Raw genomic sequence first — 21940 nt, 5'->3', positions numbered from 1 at the left:
CAGGGATCATGGCAACCAAAGGGCACAGCAGATGACACAGGTATTGGCGTTCGACGTCTATGGCACCTTGATCGACACCCATGGTGTGATCACTGAACTGGAAGCGAGACTAGGCGCTTCGGACAAGACAGAGCAGGCCGCGGAATTCTCTCGCCGCTGGCGTGACAAACAGCTGGAGTACAGTTTTCGCCGCGGCCTGATGGGGGCCTACGTCCCTTTTTCACAGTGCACTCTCGAGGCGCTCGAGTTTACCGACCGTGCACTGCAGACACGCCTTTCCGAGGTCGACAAGGACCACCTGATGGCGGTCTACGGTGAGCTCCCCGCTTTTCCCGAAGTGCCCGAGGCGTTGACGCGGCTGGCGGAGAGCGGTGTGCGCTGCGTGGCTTTTTCCAATGGCACGGGGGCGGCTGTCTCCAGCCTGCTCGACAAGGCCGATATACTGAGTTGTTTCGAGGTCGTGATCAGCGTCGATGAGGTCAAGCGCTTCAAGCCTGACCCGGCGGTCTACGCTCACCTGCGCAATCGCCTCGATGTCGCACCCGGCGATACCTGGCTGGTCTCCAGTAATCCCTTCGATGTCATCGGTGCGCGCCACGCCGGGCTGCATGCCGCCTGGGTGCGCCGCAGCCTCGATGCTCCCTTCGACCCCTGGGCCATCGAGCCTGACCTGACCGTTCCCGACCTGGATGCCCTGGCCGAACGGTTGGGCTGAGAGCCGTCTCGAACCCAGACAGGGCAGCTGGAGAGCCACTCTAAGAGTGCCATGACGTTGGCTATGCCTTTGTCGTTATGGCGGGAGAACCTTGCAGCTGGCGGGCAATGACTTGCGGGTGGAATTACTCCTCTTCCTGCGCAGCAGGTTCGAAGCGTTTCCCGGCCGCGTGCAGCAACTCGAACTGCCGGTTGCACTGGCTGCAGGCGCCACACATCGCCAGGTGAAAGCGCAGCGAGAGCCGTTCCTGCCACATCAGGGGGCGATCCAGGCGTTGCGACATCAGCTCGGTGGCGCGTCGGCACATGATCATGGCGTTTCCTCCGTCAGCCAGCCCTGTTCGATGCAGGCCCGCAGCCGCAGACGGGCCCGGTGCAGGATGACCCAGCAGTTGTTCTCCTTGATGCCCAGCTCGCGGCAGATCTCCTCGGTCGATAGCCCCATCAGTTCACGCAGCGAAAAGACACGTGCCACGTTGTCCGGCAGGGCGATCATGCAGGCATCGAACACCTGCCAGAATGTCTCGCTCTCGAAGGCTGCTTCCGGCTCCCCCCAGCTGGCCGGGCGCGCCTCCTTGACCCAACGACCATTCCGGCGGAACTGACGGTCGATGGCCTCGTCATCGGCCTCATCTCCCAGCGGTTGCCAGGTGCCCTGGCGCTTCTGGGCCCGCATGGTATCGAGAATCTTGAACTTGAGGATGCCGAACACCCAGGTCTCATAGCCGGATAGACCGGAAAAGCTTGCCTGCTTCTCGATGGCGGCTTCAAGGGTATCCTGGACGGCATCTTCGGCCTGGGCGTGATTGCGCAGATGCAGGCGCGCGAAGGAGAGCAGCCGAGGCCGAACGGCAGTCAGGCGCTGCATGCGGTCGTCTAGCGGCGGGATGCTCACGGGGTGATCCTTCCGGGTTCTTGTTTGGGAAGCACTGTATAAATGCCTGCGCGACCGAATCGCGGCGTTGCGCGGTGCTAAGAATCCTCACATATACCCCATATGCTCCGGTTCTTGCGCTCCGTGCGCCTTGCGCTTCATCTCGCTCGGTGATTTATTCGGCACTTCCTTTGTCGTCAGCATGCAGGCCCTATGAGGGCAGGGCAAGCCCTCCACGTTGAACAAACGCAGAATGACTGTCTCGCATTGCCCCGTCACGATGGCGGCCACGAGCGGCTCAATGGGTGAGTTCGATCACCTTTCCGCCGGCGGCCGCTGCGTCGTCTCTGTCGTGGGTAACCAGCAGGCTCGGCAGGCCGGCCTGGCGCAGCTGGGTAAAAACCAGTTGACGCATCTCCTGGCGCAGGTGGGTATCAAGCTTGGAGAAGGGCTCGTCAAGGAGCACGGCACAGGGCTGGGAGAGCAGCAGGCGCATCAGGGCCACCCGGGCCTTCTGGCCGCCGGAGAGGGTGGCCGGGTCGCGATCGCCGAAACCGGCCAGGCCGATCTGCTCCAGTGCCGCCTCGACTTGCCGGGCCTTGTCGTGGGTGGCGCGTAGCATGCCGAAACGCAGGTTGCCGGCAACCGACAGGTGGGGAAACAGCAGCGGATCCTGGAACAGCAGGCCGATGCCGCGCCGCTCTGCCGGCAGGTGGGTGATATCGCGACCGTCCAGGTGTGCGTGGCCGCTGGCCTCGAAATCCCCTGTCAGGAAACCGGCGAGCCAGGCCAACAGAGTCGACTTTCCCGAACCGGAAGGCCCCGTCACCGTGAGAATCTCACCGGGGCCGATATGGGCATCGAGCTCCAGCAGCACGGTGCCATCCAGGGCGATGCGCAGGCTGTCGATCTCGAGATAATGGTGCGTCATGGTGATCCTCGCATTCCACGGCGTTTGGCCCAGAACAGCCGCGGCAAACCGACGGCGATGATGAAGCCCACCAGCGGCAGGCTGGCCTGGACCAGTGCCCAGACCCCGATCGCCCGGCGGTTGCCTCCCGACGCGAGGGCCACCGCCTCGGTGGTGACGGTGGGCACGCGGCCGGCACCCAGCAGTTGGGTGGGTAGATACTGGCCGATACTGACAGCAAGGCCAACAGCACAGGCGGTGAGGATCGGTGCCAGCAACAGCGGCAGGCGCACCCGCCAGAAGACGGCATTACGTGAGCTGCCAAGCGTTCGTGCAAGTTGCGACCAACGTGGATCCAGGCGTCGGTAGGACTCCGACAGCGAGAGAAACACATAGGGCAGTACGAAGAGCAGGTGGCCAAAGATGACCAGGCCATGGGTTGGGCGGCTGCCGAGCGATTCCATTACCACCACCAGGCCGAACAGGAAGGCGATCTGCGGCACGATCAGCGGCAGATAGAGTAGCCCCAGCGCCGACAGCAGCCGCCCTTGGACTGGGTGGCGTCCGGTGCGCTGTTCGTTTTCCAGCGCCGCCAGGGTGAGCGCCAAGGCGATCAATGTCGAGGCCGCGGCGATGATCACCGTCGAGGCCACCGGGCCCGTCAGCGAGGGCAGGGCGCGAATCCAGTGTGTCGCGGTGAAGCCTTGGGGCAGGGCATCGGGAAAGCGCCAGAAGCCGGCCACGGAGTTGAGCGCCAGGCTGCCGATACCGACGAAGGCGGTGAGGGTGGCGAACAGGATCAACCCCTTCCCGGCCAGGCGCAGCGGCTGCTCTCCGCGTTGCCGCCCGCCCCGGGCTACCCAGCGACGCCCCAGGCAGGCGATACCCCGCTCCAGGCACCACCAGACCACAAGGGCGGCGGCGGTGATGCCCAGCTGCAACACGGCACCGGCCGAGGCCATGAAACGCCGGGAGAGGTCGGGGTCGTTGAACCAGGCGAGGATCGACACGGAGAGCGTCGGCGGCAGGGTTGGGCCGAGAATCAGCGCCACGTCGACTACCGCGGTGGCATAGGCGATCACCGCGTAGACCGGAAGACGGATCAGCGGGTAGAGGGCCGGTGCCATCACCTTCAGCCAGGCAATAGTCGGACGGTAACCGAGTGAGCGTGCCATTGCCACGCGCCGTTCGGGATCGAGCTGCGGCAGGGCGGCAAGGCTCATCAATAGCAGGAAGGGAATTTCCTTGATGATAAGCCCGGCCATCAGCGACAGCCCCCAGGGATCCTGGACGATCAGTGCGTCGGGTGGCCGCTCCCAGCCGGTCAGGCCTGGCGATATCAGTCGCGAGATCAGGCCCGATGGTGCGATCAGAAAGGCCAGCCCGAAGGCAGCGGCGGCATGGGGAATCGACAGCAGCGGTGAAACCATGCGCCGAATCCAACGGTCGAGCCGACTGCCCGAAGCGCTTGCCAGAAACAGCAAAACGACCGAAAGCGATACCATAGTGGTAGCCAGGCCGCTGACGAAACTGACCGTCACCGAGCGGGCGAGCCCGGGCTGGGCGAACAGGTCGCGCCAGGGCGTGAGGCTGAACTCGGTACCACCCAGGGCCGGCAGATAGCCGAAGGCGGGCAGCACCGCCATGGCCAGTCCGGCAAGGATGGGGCCGACCAGCAGTGTGACGATCAGAACTGGAGCGAGTCGCAGCATCATCGTGGTGATTGCCCCAGTTGGCACCGCTCATGGCATTGCCGGGACGATTCGCTTCGCATCACAAACATGAAAGGCGGCATCAGTTACCGACGTAGCGGAACTGCCAGGCATCTGCCAGGGCGTCGACCCAGCTCGGATGGGGCTGGCTGCGCACCTTGCCGAGCTCACTCGGTGACAGGGTGGCGATCCCCAGGTCGATGCCTTCGAAACGGATACGGTCCTCGTCCTCAAGGGTGTCCAGGGAAAGCACAGTATTGCTGCCCCATACCACCGGGTCTTGCTTGTGGGCCTGCGCTTCGGGGGAGAGCAGGTAGTCGGCGACCACCATGGCGCCGGCCTTGTGCTGAGCGTTATAGGGGATTGCCAGAAAACTCATGTTGCCGATCATGCCGTCATCATGGACATAGCTGCGCACGCTGTCGGGCAGCTCGAAGTTGGCAATGGCGCCGGATGCCTCGGTGGTGCTGAAGGAGAGGGCGATGCTGATCTCGCCGTCGCCCATCAACCGGCGCAGCTCCGAGCTGTTGGACGGGAAGGCGCGACCGCTGCGCCACAGGTGTGGGTGAAGCTCGTCGAGGAATTCCCACAGCGGTGCCGAAATTTCGTCGAAGTCTTCTTCCCGCATGGGCTCGTAGAGGATGTCGGTGTCCTCGGCCAATTCCAACAGGGCCTGGGTGATGAAGGCATTGCCGAGAAAGTTGGGCACTCGGGCATAGGTGAAGTCGCCTGGGTTCTCCCGGGTCCAGTCGAGCAGCTCTGGCATGGAGTGCGGATGCTCGTCGACCAGTGCCGTATCGTAATAGAACACGACCTGGGAGCTACTCCAGGGCGATTCCAGGCCGTCTACCGGGATGGTCCAGTCGTAGCGCACCGCCGGCGTGTTTTCCGGGTCGGTCAGCGGATAGTGGGGTAGCTGTTCCGACCAGGGGCCGAACAGCAGGTCGTTGGTCTTCATGGTGGCGAAGTTCTCGCCGTTGATCCAGATCAGGTCGACGTTGCCGCGCTCGTGGTTGCCGGCCTGCTTCTCGGCCAGCACCCGCGACACCGCCTCGGCAGTATCGCCGATCTTGACATGCACCAGTTCGATGTCATAGCGCTCGGCGACCTGGCGAGCCGACCACTGGATGTAGTCGTTGGTGCGCTCCTCGCCGGCCCAGGCGTACCAGTAGACGGTTTGCCCATGCGCCTCATCGAGTACGGACTCCCAGTCGCTGGGGTCCGGAGCGGCATGCAGCGGAGTGGTCAGCAGCAGGGCAAGCGGCACGGTGAAAGCAAGCAGACGGGTCAGCATTGGCAGGTTCCTGGTGCGGTGGTCGGTTAGTGGGTGGTCGAAGGAAGCCTGGATTCCTTACATCATTTGGCCTCGACGGCTTGATCGGAGTGTCATCATAGAGGTAGATAGCCTGTCACAGCATGACCACAAGCGCCGCAGGCTGCCAGGGCGGCTCAGTCTCAAACCTTCGCATCGTGCTCGTTGACCCAGCTCAACCCTGCGTTTACGTCGCCACACTGCTAATCTGAATTCAGCAGTACCTGAAGTAGAAAATGCGCGCTTCTGGGGGGCGCATTCGCTACGTCGGGACGTCAAGCAAGGAAAGTCATCATGCAGATACGCCGGGTTGCCTTCGTTCATCATTGTCTCCTGCTGGCCAGCCTGCTGTGTCTGGTTCTTGGCGGTACGCTTCTGGCCTGGCAGACCCAGGCACAGGAGAGCGAGCGTCTTGCCCTGGTCATGACTGTCGACGGTGCCATTGGACCGGCGACCGGCGACTATTTCCAGCGTGGCCTCTCGCGTGCCGCCGAGCGTGATGCCGAACTGGTGATCGTGCAGATGGACACGCCGGGTGGGCTCGACGCCACCATGCGCAGCATGATCCGTGCCATGCTCTCCTCCCCGGTGCCGGTGGCCATCTATGTCTCGCCCAGCGGCTCACGGGCCGCCAGCGCCGGTACTTATCTGCTCTACGGCAGTCATGTTGCCGCCATGTCGCCCGCTACCCACCTCGGTTCGGCCACGCCGGTGCAGATGGGTGGTGGCTTTCCAGGAATGGACGACCCGGACGATGATGGCGCCCGGGGGAATACGGAGGATGACGACGGCAGCATTGAGTCCAATGGCAACGGCAACGCCGATGAGGAAGCGGCGACTAACGGCGCGTCGAATGAAGACGAGGCCGCGCCCGAGGAGGAGGAGGCCGCCGATACGCGCCGCCGTGGCGAAACCGCCATGGAGCGCAAGGTGCTTGAGGATGCCGTCTACTACATTCGCGGTCTCGCCGAACGTCATGGCCGCAACGCCGACTGGGCCGAGGAGGCCGTACGCGAAGCGGTCAACCTCACATCCCGTGAAGCACTGGAAAACAATGTCATTGATGTGGTGGCTGTAGATATCGAGGATCTGCTGGCGCAGATCGACGGTCGTGAGGTGGTGATGGAGCGCGGCGAGCGTACCCTGGATACGGCCAACCTGACCATCGAGCGCTTCGATCCCGACTGGCGTACCCAGCTACTGCAGGTGATCACCAACCCCAACGTGGCCTACTTCCTGATGATCATCGGGTTCTACGGGCTGATCTTCGAGCTGTCCAATCCCGGCAGTCTGATACCCGGCACCATCGGCATCATCTCGCTACTGCTGGCGCTCTTTGCTTTTCAGCTCTTGCCGATCAACTATGCGGGGCTGGCATTGATACTGGTGGGGCTGGCGCTGATCGTGGGTGAAGCCTTGATGCCCAGCTTCGGCATCCTGGGAATGGGCGGCATTGTCGCCTTCGTGATCGGATCGGTGATACTGATGGATGCAGACAACCTGAGAATCTCGCTGCCGCTGATAGGCGGCATCGCACTGGTGGCGGCGGTCTTCATGCTGTGGACGGTGACACGCTTCATGGGGCTGCGCCGACGGCCGGTCAGGACAGGTCATGAACAGCTGGTCGGCAGCCAGGGGCGAGTGCTCGAAACCTTCGAGGGCCGCGGCCATGTTCGTGTGATGGGTGAACGCTGGAATGCCCGCAGTGCCATCCTACTGCAGAAGGACCAGGCCGTCAGAGTCATCGAGGTCGAGGGTTTGACCCTGCTGGTCGAGCCTGTCGACACATGAGCCAGTTGTTTAAGGTATTGGATACATCGCAGCCTTTGAGACACCAAGGAGACGGACCATGCTGATTTCCTATCTCGTGCCAGTGGTACTGGTTCTCATGCTGATCGCCGCGTCGATCCGCATCCTGCCCGAGTACAAGCGGGGCGTCGTGTTCTTCCTGGGTCGCTTTCAGGCCGTCAAGGGGCCGGGGTTGATCATCGTGATTCCCGGCATCCAGCAGATGACCGTGGTGGATCTGCGCGTGATCACCATGGATGTGCCGGAGCAGGATGTCATTTCCCAGGACAACGTCACCGTCAAGGTCAACGCGGTGCTCTACTTCCGGGTGGTCGATCCGGAGAAGGCGATCATACAGGTCGAGAACTACACCATCGCCACCAGCCAGTTGGCCCAGACCACGCTGCGTTCGGTGCTGGGCAAGCATGACCTGGACGAGATGCTCTCCGAGCGCGACAAGCTCAACGACGATATCCAGGAGATCATTGATACTCAGACCGAAGAGTGGGGCATCAAGGTGGCCAATGTCGAGATCAAGCATGTCGATCTCGACGAGAGCATGATTCGCGCCATTGCCCGCCAGGCCGAGGCCGAGCGTGAGCGCCGCGCCAAGGTTATCCACGCCGAGGGCGAGCTGCAGGCCTCGCAGAAGCTGGTCGAAGCGGCTAATGTCATGTCCGAGAATTCTGCTGCGCTGCAGCTGCGCTACCTGCAGACCATGAGTGACATGAGCAACAAGAACGCCTCCACCATTTTCTTCCCGTTGCCGATGGACATCATGGAGGCGTTCCGGCACCTGAAGGCGTCACCGGCCGCTCAGGCGCGGGCCGATAGGAGCGCCCAGGGCGGCAGCGAGCAGGGCAGCAGTGACGCCACCTGACCTCACTGCCATGGGCACACCTAACATACTAGGCGACCCACCGACAGCGAGGTCGCCTTGATTCACACCCTATCGCACCGCCAGCAGGGGCTGTTGCTTACCGGCGGCGGTGCGCTGATCATTTCCCCCGATGCACTGCTGCTCAAGCTGATTGGCCTGCCGGACGCCGATATCCTGGTCTGGCGCGGCCTGCTGACTGCCTTGGGCTTCATCGCCATTGTCGCCGCTCGCCATGGGCGAGGCTTCGTCGAGGCCTATCGGCGCTGCGGTTGGACCGGTATCGGCGTCGCGGTGCTGTTCAGCTTCTCCACCTTCGGCTTCGTGCTGGGCAATCAGTACACCAAGGGTGGCAATGTATTGATGATCCTGGCCGGTGCGCCATTGATCGCGGCGCTGCTGTCGCGGCTCTTCCTCAAGGAGTATCTCCCACGGCGGACCTGGCTGGCGATCTGGCTCTGCCTGCTGGGCACCTCGCTGATCGTGCTCGACGATGCCGGTGCCGGATCGTGGATCGGCAACGGTTTCGCGCTACTGGCCGCTACGGCACTGGCAGCCAACTTTACCCTGTGTCGCACCCGCCCCGGCATCGACATGAGCCCGATGCTGACCCTCTCGGGACTGATCGTTGCCGCCGTGGCGGGCCTGTTCGGCATGGCCACCGGTGGCTTGTCGTTGCCCCCCGCCGACAGCCTGTTGTTGCTGATACTGCTTTGCCTGGTGCTGCTGCCGCTGGGCTTCACCCTGATCCAGCGCGGGCCGCTCTACCTGCCTGCCGCCGAAGTGGGCCTGCTGATGCTGCTGGAAGTGGTGGTGGGTACGCTGTGGGTGTGGTGGCTTCTCGCCGAGCGGCCCGCGCCGGTCGCCCTGGTCGGCGGGAGCCTGGTGCTCGGTACCCTGGTGGCCAAAGGCTTGTATGAGCGCCAGCTCGAACGGCGGCTTCGTGCCAAGGGTGCAGCGCAGCAATTTTTCTGGTAGACTTCGCCGCTCATGTCAGGGCAATGCTTAGACGAAAGTCGAAGCAGGGGCAGAGTCGATGCTTAGCCCGGCAATAAAAGAGCAAGGACCGATACCAAACGTGTATACCCCCCTGACAGGGCTGGCTACTCCGCCCTAGCGCAAGCACTTCCCTCCGTTTTCGGTGGTGGGCCGTTTCGTTGGCATCACTGCTTGGCATCACGCGATGCTGTGGGCGCCCCGCGCCCAATCTGCACGACCCGAAACGCGACGACCCTGATGAGCTGCACCGAACCGGTGTGGCCTTGGCGTGGCGTTCGAGACAAGACCCTGGCGCCTGACGGCACGACTATAACCATCGACTGGGCAATAGCATGTTCGAATCCATCAAGCAGACTTGGTTTTCCAATATCAAGGGCGACACCCTCGCCGGTATCGTCGTCGCATTGGCGTTGATTCCCGAGGCCATCGCCTTCTCGATCATCGCCGGTGTCGACCCCAAGGTTGGCCTCTACGCCTCCTTCTGTATCGCGGTGGTCATCGCCTTTACCGGCGGCCGGCCGGGCATGATATCCGGCGCTACCGGCGCCATGGCGTTGCTGATGGTGCTTCTGGTGCGCGAGCACGGCCTCGAATACCTGCTGGCGGCCACGCTGCTCACCGGCGTGCTGCAGATCATTGCCGGCTACCTCAGGCTCGCCGAGCTGATGCGCTTCGTGTCGCGCTCGGTCGTCACGGGCTTCGTCAACGCCCTGGCGATACTGATCTTCATGGCGCAGCTGCCGGAACTCACCAATGTCACCTGGCACGTCTACGTCATGACCCTGGCCGGGCTCGGCATCATCTATCTCTTTCCCTATGTGCCGAAGATCGGCAAGTCGATTCCCTCGCCGCTGGTCTGCATCGTGGTACTCACCGCTGTCTACATGATCAGCGGCATGGACATCCGCAGCGTGAACGACATGGGTGAGCTGCCCGATACCCTGCCGATGTTCCTGTGGCCCGACGTGCCGCTGAACTTCGAAACCCTGATGATCATCCTGCCGACCGCTCTCATGTTGACCGTGGTGGGCCTGCTCGAGTCGATGATGACCGCCACCATCGTCGACGACCTGACCGATACCCCCAGCGACAAGAACCGCGAGTGCAAGGGCCAGGGCATCGCCAATATCGGCTCCGGCCTGATCGGCGGCATGGCAGGCTGCGCGATGATCGGCCAGTCGGTGATCAACGTGAAATCCGGCGGCCGTACCCGGCTTTCCTCGCTGATCTCCGGCGTGGTGCTGCTGATGATGGTGGTATTCCTCTCCGACTGGGTGTCGCAAATTCCCATGGCCGCCCTGGTGGCGGTAATGATCATGGTCTCCATCGGTACCTTCAGCTGGAGCTCGATCCGTGACCTCAAGCAACACCCGATGAGCACCAACATCGTCATGCTGGCCACCGTCGTTGTCACGGTGCTGACCCATAACCTGGCGATTGGCGTCTTCGTCGGTGTGCTGCTCGCCGCCATGAACTTCGCCAACAAGGTCGGCAACATTCTCTACATCGGCTCCGAAGAGGCCGACGAAGGTAGCCACCGGGTCTACAAGGTGGTGGGCCAGGTTTTCTTCGCCTCTTCTGAGCGTTTCGGGAACGCCTTCGACTTCAAGGAGACCGTGGAGAAGGTCACTATCGACCTGTCACGTGCGCACTTCTGGGACATCACCGCCGTGCAGACGTTGGATCGTGTGGTGATCAAGTTCCGTCGTGAAGGTACCGAAGTGGAGTTGCTTGGCCTGAATGAAGCCAGTGCGACTATCGTCGACCGCTACGCCGTCCATGACGACCCTGCCGCCGTAGAAAAACTGATGGGCGGACACTGAACAACATGGTTTACGCAGCCTGACTTGAATGACGGTTGCGTGCTTCACTCCTCCTCACTAACTAGCAGGTATTGGAATATGTATTTTCGTAAGCTCATGGCTCTGGGTTTTTCACCGATGTCTTCTACTGTACTGCCAACCTACCGCAGCTCTCGTCTCGAGGATGTCTGCCGTGCATTCATGCCTTGGGAAAATCGCTCAATCAAAGGCAGCGGTGATGCTTCTTTTGCAGGTAAGCACCAATATTCATGGGCGCGGCCTGGTGCTGACCTGACCGCGCGTGCTGCCTGTCACGGCATCTTCCGTTGATCAAGCAGTGACACAGGCAAACAAGCGGTCAAGGCAAGCGGGTAAGGCTATCGCTTAAGGACAGATATGACAGATCAAGTAATGGCCGCCATCGACGGCTCACAGTTCTCCGCGGGGGTGTGTGACACCGCCGCCTGGGCCAGCCAGGCATTGAAGGCGCCGTTGACCTTCCTGCACGTGGTAGATAACCACCCCCAGACCGCCGAGGCGGACCTTTCCGGCAACATCGGTTTGGGTTCCCGGGAGCGGCTGCTAGAGGAGCTCTCCCAGCTCGATGAGCAGCGCGCGAAGATTGCCCAGGAACAGGGTCGGCTGATGCTTCAGGCAGCTAGCGAGCGGGCAATCCAGGATGGGGGCGCCGAGCCTGGCACCCGCCAGCGTAATGGCACCCTGGTCGAGACCCTGGACGAGCTTCAGGATGAGATCCGCCTGCTGGTGATCGGCAAGCGCGGCGAAACCTACCAACAGGCCAGCGAGCACCTGGGCTCGAATCTGGAGCGGGTGGTGCGCACCCTGCACCGGCCGATCTTGATGGTGCCGGAAGCATTTACGCATCCGCAGCGAGTGATGCTCGCCTTCGACGGCAGCAAGACTACCCGCAAGGGCGTCGAGATGCTGGCGAAAAGCCCGTTGTTCAACGGCATTCCGGTGCACGTGGTGATCGTTGGCGCCGAGACCGGCGACAACCGCTCGCAGCTCGAATGGGCGCTGACGGCGCTGCGCGAGGCTGGCCACGAGGCCGAAGGGGCAATTCGCGCCGGCGAAGTGGAAGAAACCCTGCGGGCCTATCAGAAAGAGAGTGACATTGATCTGCTGGTGATGGGCGCCTACGGCCACTCGCGCATTCGTCACTTGCTGGTGGGTAGTACCACCACCGCCATGCTGCGGGGCAGCCAGATACCGATTCTTTTGCTGCGGTAACGCTTACCCCAGTCGGCCCTTCCTGCGGGAAGTGCGCCGGCTTTTTTATTTTCCCTTGTTCCCACCACATCATGTACGAGGAGGAGAGCGCGATGAGCCAGACAATTGCAGTCCTGAAAGGGGATGGTATCGGCCCCGAAATCATGCACGCCACCCTACGGGTTCTGGATGCACTGGACTGCGGCTTTCACTACGAATTCTTCGAAGCCGGACTGGAAGCGCTCGACAAGCATGGCACGCTGATACCCAAGGAGACTCTCGAGGCCATCAAGCAGCACCGCATCGCCCTGAAAGGACCGCTCACGACACCCATCGGTAAAGGTTTCTCCTCGATCAACGTGCAGCTGCGTCTCCACTTTGATCTCTATGCCAATGTTAGACCGGCAATCAGCTTTCCCGGTACCCGTTCTCGCTACAACGATATCGATCTGATCACCGTACGTGAGAACACCGAAGGTGCTTATCTCTCCGACGGGCAGAGCATGTCAGAGGATGGCGAGACGGCGCTGTCCTCTATCCGAGTGACGCGTCAGGGGTCGGAGCGCATCGTGCGCTATGCCTTCGAGCTGGCGCGCCAGCGAGGTCGCAAGAAGGTCACCGCCGTGCACAAGGCCAACATCATCAAGACCAGTTCTGGCCTGTTCCTCGATGTGGCGCGTGAAGTGGCCAAGGAGTACCCCGCGATCGAATTCGAGGAGATGATCGTCGACAATGCCTGCATGCAGCTGGTCATGAACCCCCACCGGTTCGACGTCATCGTGACGACCAATCTGTTTGGCGACATCTTGTCCGATCTCTGCGCCGGGCTCGTCGGTGGTCTGGGGCTGGCCCCGGGATCCAATATCGGTTCGGACGTGGCCATTTTCGAGGCCGTGCATGGCTCGGCACCCGATATTGCCGGTCAGGGGGTTGCCAACCCCTGTGCGCTGCTGCTGGCTGCCGCCGATATGCTCGATCACTTGAATATGCAGGAAAAGGCCAGCAGAGTGCGCGCCGCCATACGTGGTGTGCTGGAGTCAGGCTCCGAGCAGGTGACCCCGGACCTCGGTGGCAAGGGGACGACCGACACCTTTGCCGATGCGCTCGTTGCACATATCAAGGGCAATTGATGCTTGGCAGCCTTTACACCAGTCGGCACGCCGTGTGCCGGCTATTTCCCTGGCAAAGCCCACGGAAGCCTGGTGGAGCCAAATCATGATACTCACGAACGCGGCATATCGACCACCCGAATGCTAAAGGGGCCAGTTACCCGATCGTCTTGCATGAGATATGGACCTGCCGTGAGGCCTTTGAGGCGCACTGCAGCCGTCGCGAGATCAAGGAATTCTTCTCGGCGCATGTCGAGTCGCCTGACGGTGACGTGCATCATGCCAACGTCTGTGTCTATACCGACGAACCTCAGGACTTTGCCGCATGGAAAGGCCCCAAAAGCAGTCAAAGAAAAGGTACTACGCAGACTGGCGTGAAGAGGCCGCAGGCCTCCCGGCGGGGTTGCCCGTGCCGGCGACCATCGCCAACGCTGTGGCCTCCGCCAAGGCGCCTGGCGGCGTCAGTCGCGATGCAGAGTCGGGGCGCCGAGCCGAGCGCTGCTACAGCGACTTTTTCCTGCCATATCAGATAACTACCACCCTGTAGGAGTAGCTTCAGCTCACGACTGGAGGCCGCAGGCCTCCCGGCGGGGTTGCCAGTGCCGGCGACCATCGTCAATGCCGTGGCCTCCGCCAAGGCGCCTGACGGCGTCAGTCGCGATGCGGAGCCGGAGCGCCGAACCGAGCGCTCCAACAAGGAGCGCCTGCGTCGCTATCACCAAGGCGTCCTTCCACAATGCAGTCTGTGCAGAGCAGATTCACGCCAAAGTGTGAAGAACCAAAGAAAACCCCCACACCCCAGAATTATGCCACCGCCATGGAATGCAACCTGCTCTACGTAGCCTGCACGCGGGCCATGCATCGGCTGGTGTTGACGCATGTGGGAGCAGTTTCATCCCTCCTGCAATAGTTTCTTCCTGAAAAATCACCCTGCGTTGATCTGGCGTCTGGTCAAGCCCCTGGCCGATGAGGTAGAAACGGAAGGACCTATAACGATATACGCCAGTCAGGAAACGACACGATGACCGAACAGGTAATGGCCGCCATCGACGGCTCGCAGTTCTCGGAGGGGGTGTGCGACTACGCCGCCTGGGCCAGCCAGGCACTGGAGGCGCCGCTGACCTTCCTGCACGTGGTGGACAACCACCCACAGACTGCCGAGGCGGACCTTTCGGGCAACATCGGGTTGGGCTCCCGCGAACATCTGCTCGAGGAGCTCTCCCAACTCGATGAACAGCGCGCCAAGGTGGCCCAGGAGCAGGGGCGGCTGATGCTCAAGGCGGCCAAGGAGCGGGCCATCGAGGGGGGAGTGAGTGATCCCGCTACCCGTCAGCGTAACGGCACCTTGGTTGAGACCCTGGACGAGCTTCAGGATGAGATCCGCCTGTTGGTGATCGGCAAGCGCGGCGAAACCGCACATCAGGCCGCCGACCATCTGGGCTCGAATCTGGAGCGGGTGGTGCGCACGCTGCATCGCCCCATCCTGATGGTACCGGACGGCTTCAAGACCCCCGAGCAGGTGATGCTCGCCTTCGACGGCAGCAAGACTACCCGCAAGGGCGTCGAGATGCTGGCGAAAAGCCCGTTGTTCAACGGCATTCCGGTGCACGTGGTGATCGTCGGCGCCGAGACCGGCGACAACCGCTCGCAGCTCGAATGGGCGCTGACGGCGCTGCGCGAGGCTGGCCACGAGGCCGAAGGGGCGATCCGCGCCGGCGAGGTGGAGGAGACCCTGCGGGCCTATAAGGAGGAGAAGGGCATCGACCTGCTGGTGATGGGCGCCTACGGCCACTCGCGCATCCGCCATCTGCTGGTGGGCAGTACCACCACCGCGATGCTGCGGCGGGCCAGCGTGCCGCTGCTATTGTTACGTTGAACGTTGAACGGACAACCAATCAGGCAATCTTGACGACAGCGCCGGCCCCGAGCCGGCGTTGCCGACTCAGGCGTCCCGTGTGGCCTGGCTTGCCAGCACGCCCTGGGCCAGCCACCAGCCCCCGACAAGAAACGCCAGCATGCCGGCAAGTATCGACGGGAAGCCGGCGCCCAGGTCCAGAGCGAAACCGAGTACTGCGGGTGCCAGGCCGGTGGCAAAGACCATACAGGCACTCAGGGTTGCCCGAACGGTACCCAGGTGTTCGGCACCCCAGATACGAACCAGCAGGCTGGTGGCGATCGGCTCCTGCGAGCCGATGGCAAGCCCGCCGCCGACCATCAGTGCCCACACGCCGAGATGCCCACCGAATGTGATCGCAATGACCAACGCCACGGCGAAGGGCAACAGGTAGAGCCTGGCCAGGCGAACCGGCCCCAGCCTGTCGACCCAGCGGCCGCCGAGCAGGGCGCCGGGCAGCTTGGCCAGCCCCATGCCTGCAAGTGCCAGGGCATAGACGCCAAGACTACTGCCTAGCTCATGTGTCATGACCGCCTGATAGATGAAGAGACCGGTCATGGTGATCGGTAGTGTCATCAGCAGCGGCAGAAGTTTCCAGAAGTTAGGGTCGCGGAAGGGGCGGGGGCCATGGCGGGGCTGGCCTTCCACCGGACGCTGGCCTGGTGCCCTTGGCCAGGGTGCGCGTAGCAGCAGGGGTACCCAGAGCCCGGCCAGCACCAGCGCGAAGAGCCACCATAATTCGCGCCAGCCAAGGAAGACCAGCAGCGCGGCCATCAGCGGGGGCAGCAGGGTTTCCCCGAGCATGATTCCCATGCCCGCCAGGCCAAGGGCGCGGCCCCGCATGGTCACGAACTCTCGCCCGGCCAAGGTGTTGCCGAGGTGCGTCATCATACCCTGGCCGCACAGGCGGACCAGGCCGAGTCCCAGCAAGCCCAGCACCCACCAGGGCGACAGGGTCAGCAGCAATACGCCGCCTGTCAGGGCGGCCAGCACGATCACGGCGAAGCGCCGCGGAGAGACCCAGTCGATACTGGGGCCCAGGCGCAACATGGCGAAGCCGGCGACCAGGGTCACCAGGGCATAAGCGGTGCCGAACTGGCCTGCCGTAAGCTCCAGTTGCTGGCTGATCGGTACCTGGAACAGGCCGATGAAGAAGCTCTGCCCCAGGCTCGAGGTAAACATCGCCAGGAACGATATGCCCAGCAGGCCGCGATGATCCCGCAATAGGGTCCGGTAGCCCATGACGCTCTCCGTTAGTGCTGGCATGATGAGGTCAGCAGAACAAGCCTGCCACGTGGTTGGCGGGGCGACGTATGATAGCAGTTTGCCGGGCCTGTTTTTTCTATCAACGCGGTCCGGCGCGCAGGGAGGAGGCAAGCATGAATCATCCTGAACTCGATATGTCGGCTGTCGTCGAGCGACTCGAGTCATTACGAGTGGAATTGACCGAGGAGAGCCAGTCGAGCAGCGGTGCTCGCGACACCGTAATGCTCGACCAGACCGCTGTCGGGCGGTTGTCACGCATGGACGCCATGCAAGGCCAGGCCATGGCCAAGGCCGAGGAAGAGCGCCGACAATTGGCTCTGCGACGCATAACCGGGGCATTGGCTCGAATCGAGAAAGGTGAGTATGGCGAATGCATAGAATGTGGGGAATGGATCAGCAAGAAACGCCTGGAGTGGGATCCATTGGTTCTGAAATGCATCGACTGTGCCGAGTGATGCGGTAAGATTTACGCTCAATCATTTCCACGGCGGTTGTTTCCGCTGTCTCAGCTCACTGGAGGTCTCATGACCATCGTTCGCCACGACACCAAGGCTCGCATGAGCCGCGCCGTGATCCACAACGGCATCGCCTATCTCTGCGGCCAGGTCGCCGGGCCCGAGGCGCGCCAGGGTGGCATCACCGAGCAGACCGAGAGCATGCTGGCACGAGTCGATGCGCTGCTCGCCGAGATCGGCTCCGACCGGGAGAACCTGCTCACGGCAACCCTCTACCTCAAGGACGGCCACGACTTCGCCGCCATGAACGCGGTGTGGGATGCCTGGGTGCCCACCGGCCATGCCCCGGCTCGTACCTGCGTCTGTGCACCCATGCCCGCCGACGAACTGAAGGTGGAGATCGCCGTCACGGCCCTGGTCGTTACCGATGGTCCTTGAGCAACGTCCTGGGAAGCACTGCTTGACGAACGATCGCGCCGAAAGGCGCCTAGCAGTTACCACCATGGTATGACAAGACAGCTGTAGGAGCGCTGGTTCCCATCGCGACTGGCGCCGAGAGGCGCCCCGGCGATAACCGCAACGTTTCCCTGGCTAGCCGACCGGGTAGCGCGTCTCCAGCAGGCTGTCCTTTATCTTCTTCAGATGCGGCAGGAAGTCCTCGCCGCGACGCAGGGTAACGCCGGTGGCCAGCACGTCGATCAGGGTGAGCTGGATCATGCGCGAGGTCATCGGCATGTAGACGTCGGTATCCTCAGGAGTGGCGACTTCAAGCGTCTCGGTGCACTCCCTGGCCAGCGGTGAGGCGGGTGCGGTGATACCCAGCACCACTGCGCCGCTTTCACGTGCCAGGCGGGCGATGTCGACCAGTTCCCGGGTACGGCCGGTCCAGGAGATCACCACCACCACGTCACCGGTATGACAGGCGGCTGCCACCATCCGCTGCATCAGCACGTCCACGTAGGACGTGACCGGCAGGTTGAAGCGAAAGAACTTGTGCTGGGCATCCTGTGCCACCGCACCCGAAGCGCCAAGGCCGAAGAAGTGAATCTGCTTGGCCTGGATCAGGTAGTCCACCACGCGCTCGATGCGTGCCGGATCCAGCTCGCGGCTGGCCTCGTCCAGCGCGGCGATGGTGGCGCCGAAAATCTTGCGTGTGTACTCCGTGGCGCCGTCGCTCGGTTCTACCGCCTGGCTGACATAGGGTGTGCCGCCGGCCAGGCTCTGGGCTAGCTTGATCTTGAAGTCCGGATAGCCCTTGGCATCGAAGCTGCGGCAGAAACGGTTTACCGTGGGTTCGCTGACGGAGGCCGCCTGGGCAAGGCTGGCGATACTGAGGCCGGTGGCGCGGGAGGGGTCGGCGAGGATGACGTCCGCGACCTTGCGCTCGGAGCGATTCAGCTCTTCGAGGCGTTGGCGAATACGCTGAAGCAGGTCGTGATTGGCCATGGGGGGCGAGCTCTCCGTGACGGCTTGGCGCGATGCGCCGGCAGTTGGGTGATGTGGTGATTTAACAACATTTTCACCACTATCCTAGCGCGAACCCTTGTTAGGACGCGAACGGTAGCAGAGGGCAAAGGCTTCTTGCCGTAATATTACAGAATATGCTTGCTGTTCGGCGTGGCAATGGCGTATTTTTTCCGTAAGTTAACCAGATGGGGGCGTGCATGAATTCACACAAGCGGCTGGAAGACGATAGCCGGGCGGTTATCGACCTGGCACTCTTCGGTGCCTTGGGCGACCTGTCGCTGCGCAAGCTCTACCCTGCTCTCTACCATCTGGATCGGGAAGGCCTGCTGCACGACGATACCCGTATTCTCGGGCTTGCCCGCCAGGAGCTGAAGGCCGAAGGGTTTCGCAAGCGTGTCACCGAGGCGCTGCAGACCTACGTCAAGAGCAGCGAACTGGATCGTGAGGTGCTCAAGCGATTCATGGCGCGCCTCGATTACCTCCAGCTGGACTTTGGTACCGCCGAAGGTTATCAGGCCATCGCCGAATGGCGCTCCGCCGTTCGCCACGAGACCGTGATCTGCCCTTTGGTGGTCTATCTGGCGGTGCCGGCCAGCCTTTATGGCGAAATCTGCCAGCATCTGCAGAGCAGTGACTGCCTGGATGAGCTGTCGCGGGTCGTGGTCGAAAAGCCGATTGGCTACGACTACGAGACCTCCTGCGAAATCAACGATGCCATCGGCTCGGTGTTTCCCGAGTCCCGCGTCTATCGCATCGATCACTACCTGGGCAAGGAGACGGTCCAGAACCTGATCGCCCTGCGTTTCGCCAATCCCCTGTTCGGCACCCAGTGGAATCAGAACAATATCTCCCACGTCGAGATCACCGTGGCCGAACAGGTCGGTATCGAGGGCCGCTGGGGCTACTTCGACAAGGCGGGACAGCTGCGCGACATGGTCCAGAACCATCTGCTGCAACTGGTCTGTCTGATTGCCATGGACCCACCGGCCAATCTGGACGCCGATGCTATCCGCGACGAGAAGGTCAAGGTGCTCAAGGCGCTGGAGCCCTTCAGCGAAAATACCCTGGGGCGCGACGTGGTGCGCGGCCAGTACATCGCGGGCTCCATCGACGGCCATAGCGTACCCGGTTATCTGGAGGAGGAAGGGGCCAACCGCGAGAGCGAGACCGAGACCTTCGTGGCAATGAAGACCGGCGTCGCCAATTGGCGCTGGGCCGGGGTGCCTTTCTATCTGCGCACCGGCAAGCGCATGCCCGAGAAGCTGTCGCAGATCGTCATTCACTTTCGCCAGCAGCCGCACTATATCTTCGACCCCGACCAGCGCAACCTGGCCGCCAACAAGCTGATCATTCGTCTGCAACCCGACGAGGGTATCGCCCTGGAAGTGCTGACCAAGGACAGCGGCCTGGATAAGGGCATGCGCCTGCGTCGGGGGCCACTGCACCTGGACTTCGGCAGCGCCTTCCCCAAGACTCGAATTCCCGATGCCTACGAGCGCTTGCTGCTCGAGGTGATGAAGGGGCAGCAGTACCTCTTCGTGCGTCGCGACGAGGTCGAGCACGCCTGGCACTGGTGCGATAGCCTGATTGCGGCATGGAAGAGCCAGGGCGATCCGCCCCGGCGCTATCCGGCAGGTTCCTGGGGGCCTGTGGCCTCTATCGCCATGATCACCCAGGATGGACGCAGCTGGTACGAGGATTATTGATATGTCGCTATTGGATGCCAAGCCCCGGGATCAACTTGCCGAACAGCTCGCCGAAGCCGTCGCAGAGGCTCTGGAGCAGGACCTAGCGAGGCAGGAGCGTGTCCTGCTGATCCTCTCTGGTGGCTCGACACCAGTGCCCTTCTTCCAGGCCCTGGCCTCCCGGCAGTTGCCCTGGTCGCGGATCGACGTGACCCTGGCCGACGAGCGCTGGGTTCCCGAATCCGCCGAAGCTAGCAATGCTCGACTGGTCCGGAAGCATCTATTGGTGGGGCCTGCAGCGGCGGCCAATTTCATCTCGCTTGTCACCGACGACGAGACGCCCGAGCAGGGCGTCGAGGCGGTGTCCCGACGCATCGAGGCGTTGAGCTGGCCTGCGAGCCTGGTGGTGCTGGGTATGGGCAGCGACGGCCATACGGCATCGCTGTTTCCCGACAGCCGGGAGCTGGAGCTGGCGCTCTCCACCGGTGATGCCGTCGTCGCGGTACGCTCGCCGAGCCAGCCCCAGGCACGCATTACCCTCAGCGCAGACCGGCTTCATCAGGCCCGCCGTCACGTATTGCACATCACGGGTGGCGACAAGCGCAGCGTTCTGGCCCGTGCGCTGGACGGTGATGACTTGCGCGAACTTCCCATCCGCGCCTTTCTTTCCTGCCCGCTGGCCATCTACTGGGCACCCTGATCGTTATTGGCCGACTTTTTTGGAGTGCTTGCTCATGACCATCGATAAACAGCTTCCCTCCACCCGGACCACCGAGCTCGACAGCATCTGCCTCAAGGCCGAGGTGATCCCGGTGCTGGCCATCGAGCGGCTGGAAGATGCCGTGCCGCTGGGTCGTGCCCTGGTAGAGGGCGGGTTGACCGTGCTGGAAGTGACGCTGCGTACCGACTGTGCCCTGGAGGCGATCCGCCGTCTCTGCGAGGCGCTGCCTCAGGCCAGCATCGGGGTGGGCACCGTGCTGACCCCGGCCCAGTACCGACAGGCCGAGCAGGCCGGTGCCGACTTCGTGGTGACTCCGGGGACCACCGAGGCGCTCTATCGCTACGGTGTGACCAGCCCGGTACCCATGCTGCCCGGCGTTGCCACCGTGTCCGAGTTGATGACCGGTTGGCAGTACGGCTACCGGCGCTTCAAGTTCTTTCCTGCCGAGGCCAGCGGCGGCGTCAAGGCACTCAAGGCTTTTGCGGGCCCGATTCCCGAAGCGCGTTTCTGTCCCACCGGCGGGATCGGCGTGAATAACGCCGAGGATTACCTGGCCTTGAAGAATGTGATGTGTGTAGGCGGTTCCTGGCTGACCCCCAAGTCGCTGATCGAAGCCGAGGATTGGGACGCTATCCGTTCTCTGGCCCGCGAAGCCGCCGAGCGCTTCCACCACTGATTCATCCTGTTTTTCCGTGCTCTCTCGGCAGCCAACTGCTGTCTTTATGCCCGGCCTCTCGGCCGGGCTTTTTTCTTTAAATGGTCGCCTCAGCCTCGGGTAGAAGGCATTCAGCTTGCCCTGCTGCTCGCTGACGTGGCGCTCGTAGGTGGTGTCGTCCATGTAGAGCTGGATCATGCCTCAGGAGGCACGTTGCTTCACCTGCAAGCATGCCCAGTAGCCGCTGTTTCGAGTTAGCCTTGCTAGGCATGCCTACCACAAGGCAAAGAAAAATTAGGCAACTTCTTGCCCGCTGGGCAAGATCTTGCTCGATTCAGGCAACATCTTGCCTAATCTTGATTAGGTATGATTGTCGAATTCATGGCAACCATCTGTTTTTATTTTGTTTATCCAATGTCGGCACGCTTACTGCCTCTACAGTACCGTCCATCGGACATTCACTCACATCG

21 protein-coding genes are annotated in these 21940 nt (G+C 62.4%); 14 read left to right on the top strand and 7 right to left on the bottom strand.

The genetic code is table 11. From position 1 onward, the window contains the following. Positions 1 to 31 precede the first annotated feature (31 nt). Positions 32 to 715 (top strand): haloacid dehalogenase type II, encoded by a 684-nt coding sequence (locus tag DU490_RS11130; protein WP_114574360.1) that lies wholly within the window; start codon positions 32 to 34, stop codon positions 713 to 715. A gap of 124 nt (positions 716 to 839) precedes the next feature. Here DU490_RS11130 and DU490_RS11125 read toward each other — a convergent pair whose 3' ends face one another. From DU490_RS11125 to DU490_RS11100, 5 genes are all read right to left on the bottom strand, one after another. Then, the gene (locus DU490_RS11125) at positions 840 to 1028 is read right to left on the bottom strand and encodes a zf-HC2 domain-containing protein (protein ID WP_114574359.1); all 189 of its coding nucleotides are present in this window, start codon (positions 1026 to 1028) and stop codon (positions 840 to 842) included. Continuing rightward, positions 1025 to 1609: a sigma-70 family RNA polymerase sigma factor gene (locus DU490_RS11120; RefSeq protein WP_258801633.1), complete on the bottom strand. Its 585-nt coding sequence runs from the start codon at positions 1607 to 1609 to the stop codon at positions 1025 to 1027. The genes DU490_RS11125 and DU490_RS11120 overlap by 4 nt, the downstream gene beginning before the upstream one ends. A gap of 277 nt (positions 1610 to 1886) precedes the next feature. Next, the gene (locus DU490_RS11110) at positions 1887 to 2519 is read right to left on the bottom strand and encodes an ATP-binding cassette domain-containing protein (protein ID WP_114574357.1); all 633 of its coding nucleotides are present in this window, start codon (positions 2517 to 2519) and stop codon (positions 1887 to 1889) included. Further along, complete coding sequence (locus DU490_RS11105; RefSeq protein ID WP_258801632.1) at positions 2516 to 4213, bottom strand: ABC transporter permease; 1698 nt, start codon at positions 4211 to 4213, stop codon at positions 2516 to 2518. The genes DU490_RS11110 and DU490_RS11105 overlap by 4 nt, the downstream gene beginning before the upstream one ends. 79 nt (positions 4214 to 4292) lie before the next feature. After that, positions 4293 to 5504 (bottom strand): ABC transporter substrate-binding protein, encoded by a 1212-nt coding sequence (locus DU490_RS11100; RefSeq protein ID WP_114574356.1) that lies wholly within the window; start codon positions 5502 to 5504, stop codon positions 4293 to 4295. 312 nt (positions 5505 to 5816) lie between these two features. Here DU490_RS11100 and DU490_RS11095 point away from each other — a divergent pair, with 312 nt between their 5' ends. From DU490_RS11095 to DU490_RS11055, 8 genes are all read left to right on the top strand, one after another. Continuing rightward, complete coding sequence (locus tag DU490_RS11095; RefSeq protein WP_114574355.1) at positions 5817 to 7313, top strand: nodulation protein NfeD; 1497 nt, start codon at positions 5817 to 5819, stop codon at positions 7311 to 7313. Positions 7314 to 7371: 58 nt separating this feature from the next. Next, the gene (locus DU490_RS11090; protein ID WP_114574354.1) at positions 7372 to 8190 is read left to right on the top strand and encodes a slipin family protein; all 819 of its coding nucleotides are present in this window, start codon (positions 7372 to 7374) and stop codon (positions 8188 to 8190) included. Positions 8191 to 8247: 57 nt separating this feature from the next. After that, complete coding sequence (locus DU490_RS11085) at positions 8248 to 9165, top strand: DMT family transporter (protein WP_114574353.1); 918 nt, start codon at positions 8248 to 8250, stop codon at positions 9163 to 9165. Positions 9166 to 9518: 353 nt separating this feature from the next. Continuing rightward, complete coding sequence (locus DU490_RS11080; protein ID WP_114574352.1) at positions 9519 to 11009, top strand: SulP family inorganic anion transporter; 1491 nt, start codon at positions 9519 to 9521, stop codon at positions 11007 to 11009. A gap of 78 nt (positions 11010 to 11087) precedes the next feature. Further along, positions 11088 to 11318, top strand: a complete 231-nt coding sequence (locus DU490_RS17005; protein WP_147270458.1) for a hypothetical protein — start codon at positions 11088 to 11090, stop codon at positions 11316 to 11318. A 66-nt stretch (positions 11319 to 11384) separates the two neighbouring features. Next, on the top strand, positions 11385 to 12239 hold the full coding sequence (locus tag DU490_RS11075) for a universal stress protein (protein WP_114574351.1): 855 nt from the start codon (positions 11385 to 11387) through the stop codon (positions 12237 to 12239). A 92-nt stretch (positions 12240 to 12331) separates the two neighbouring features. Next, positions 12332 to 13348, top strand: a complete 1017-nt coding sequence (locus DU490_RS11070; RefSeq protein WP_114574350.1) for an isocitrate dehydrogenase — start codon at positions 12332 to 12334, stop codon at positions 13346 to 13348. A gap of 1000 nt (positions 13349 to 14348) precedes the next feature. After that, a complete protein-coding gene (locus DU490_RS11055; protein ID WP_114574348.1) occupies positions 14349 to 15203 on the top strand; it encodes a universal stress protein in 855 nt (284 codons plus the stop codon). A gap of 66 nt (positions 15204 to 15269) precedes the next feature. Here the strand turns inward: DU490_RS11055 and DU490_RS11050 are convergent, their stop codons facing one another. Beyond that, a complete protein-coding gene (locus DU490_RS11050) occupies positions 15270 to 16487 on the bottom strand; it encodes an MFS transporter (protein WP_258801631.1) in 1218 nt (405 codons plus the stop codon). A gap of 113 nt (positions 16488 to 16600) precedes the next feature. Between DU490_RS11050 and DU490_RS11045 the strand changes: the two genes are divergently transcribed. Both DU490_RS11045 and DU490_RS11040 read left to right on the top strand, forming a co-directional pair. After that, positions 16601 to 16942 (top strand): TraR/DksA C4-type zinc finger protein, encoded by a 342-nt coding sequence (locus tag DU490_RS11045; RefSeq protein WP_114574346.1) that lies wholly within the window; start codon positions 16601 to 16603, stop codon positions 16940 to 16942. Positions 16943 to 17011: 69 nt separating this feature from the next. Beyond that, positions 17012 to 17380, top strand: coding sequence for a RidA family protein (locus tag DU490_RS11040; RefSeq protein WP_114574345.1), 369 nt, complete (start codon positions 17012 to 17014; stop codon positions 17378 to 17380). Between the two features lie 153 nt (positions 17381 to 17533). On the opposite strand, the gene DU490_RS11035 is transcribed toward DU490_RS11040, so the two are convergent. Further along, positions 17534 to 18388, bottom strand: a complete 855-nt coding sequence (locus DU490_RS11035) for a MurR/RpiR family transcriptional regulator (RefSeq protein WP_114574344.1) — start codon at positions 18386 to 18388, stop codon at positions 17534 to 17536. 218 nt (positions 18389 to 18606) lie between these two features. On the opposite strand from DU490_RS11035, the gene zwf reads away from it, so the two are divergent. From zwf to DU490_RS11020, 3 genes are read left to right on the top strand one after another with little or no spacing between them, the layout of a single operon-like run. Continuing rightward, positions 18607 to 20115, top strand: coding sequence for a glucose-6-phosphate dehydrogenase (gene zwf, locus DU490_RS11030; RefSeq protein WP_114574343.1), 1509 nt, complete (start codon positions 18607 to 18609; stop codon positions 20113 to 20115). Between the two features lies 1 nt (position 20116). Beyond that, complete coding sequence (gene pgl / locus DU490_RS11025) at positions 20117 to 20794, top strand: 6-phosphogluconolactonase (protein ID WP_114574342.1); 678 nt, start codon at positions 20117 to 20119, stop codon at positions 20792 to 20794. 34 nt (positions 20795 to 20828) lie between these two features. After that, a complete protein-coding gene (locus tag DU490_RS11020) occupies positions 20829 to 21491 on the top strand; it encodes a bifunctional 4-hydroxy-2-oxoglutarate aldolase/2-dehydro-3-deoxy-phosphogluconate aldolase (protein ID WP_114574341.1) in 663 nt (220 codons plus the stop codon). The last annotated feature ends 449 nt before the right edge of the window (positions 21492 to 21940 follow it).

The organism is Halomonas sp. DQ26W, assembly GCF_003339685.1.
Taxonomy (GTDB): Bacteria; Pseudomonadota; Gammaproteobacteria; order Pseudomonadales; family Halomonadaceae; genus Halomonas.
The sequence above is the reverse complement of the archived record's forward strand: the minus strand, read 5'-3'. Positions and strand labels throughout refer to the sequence as shown.

Coding starts and splice junctions, on each gene's coding strand:
- DU490_RS11130 (WP_114574360.1), top strand. CDS start 32: ATGACACAGGTATTGGCGTTCGACGTCTATGGCACCTTGATCGACACC.
- DU490_RS11125 (WP_114574359.1), bottom strand. CDS start 1,028: ATGATCATGTGCCGACGCGCCACCGAGCTGATGTCGCAACGCCTGGAT.
- DU490_RS11110 (WP_114574357.1), bottom strand. CDS start 2,519: ATGACGCACCATTATCTCGAGATCGACAGCCTGCGCATCGCCCTGGAT.
- DU490_RS11105 (WP_258801632.1), bottom strand. CDS start 4,213: ATGATGCTGCGACTCGCTCCAGTTCTGATCGTCACACTGCTGGTCGGC.
- DU490_RS11100 (WP_114574356.1), bottom strand. CDS start 5,504: ATGCTGACCCGTCTGCTTGCTTTCACCGTGCCGCTTGCCCTGCTGCTG.
- DU490_RS11095 (WP_114574355.1), top strand. CDS start 5,817: ATGCAGATACGCCGGGTTGCCTTCGTTCATCATTGTCTCCTGCTGGCC.
- DU490_RS11090 (WP_114574354.1), top strand. CDS start 7,372: ATGCTGATTTCCTATCTCGTGCCAGTGGTACTGGTTCTCATGCTGATC.
- DU490_RS11080 (WP_114574352.1), top strand. CDS start 9,519: ATGTTCGAATCCATCAAGCAGACTTGGTTTTCCAATATCAAGGGCGAC.
- DU490_RS17005 (WP_147270458.1), top strand. CDS start 11,088: ATGTATTTTCGTAAGCTCATGGCTCTGGGTTTTTCACCGATGTCTTCT.
- DU490_RS11075 (WP_114574351.1), top strand. CDS start 11,385: ATGACAGATCAAGTAATGGCCGCCATCGACGGCTCACAGTTCTCCGCG.
- DU490_RS11070 (WP_114574350.1), top strand. CDS start 12,332: ATGAGCCAGACAATTGCAGTCCTGAAAGGGGATGGTATCGGCCCCGAA.
- DU490_RS11055 (WP_114574348.1), top strand. CDS start 14,349: ATGACCGAACAGGTAATGGCCGCCATCGACGGCTCGCAGTTCTCGGAG.
- DU490_RS11050 (WP_258801631.1), bottom strand. CDS start 16,487: ATGCCAGCACTAACGGAGAGCGTCATGGGCTACCGGACCCTATTGCGG.
- DU490_RS11045 (WP_114574346.1), top strand. CDS start 16,601: ATGAATCATCCTGAACTCGATATGTCGGCTGTCGTCGAGCGACTCGAG.
- DU490_RS11040 (WP_114574345.1), top strand. CDS start 17,012: ATGACCATCGTTCGCCACGACACCAAGGCTCGCATGAGCCGCGCCGTG.
- DU490_RS11035 (WP_114574344.1), bottom strand. CDS start 18,388: ATGGCCAATCACGACCTGCTTCAGCGTATTCGCCAACGCCTCGAAGAG.
- zwf (WP_114574343.1), top strand. CDS start 18,607: ATGAATTCACACAAGCGGCTGGAAGACGATAGCCGGGCGGTTATCGAC.
- pgl (WP_114574342.1), top strand. CDS start 20,117: ATGTCGCTATTGGATGCCAAGCCCCGGGATCAACTTGCCGAACAGCTC.
- DU490_RS11020 (WP_114574341.1), top strand. CDS start 20,829: ATGACCATCGATAAACAGCTTCCCTCCACCCGGACCACCGAGCTCGAC.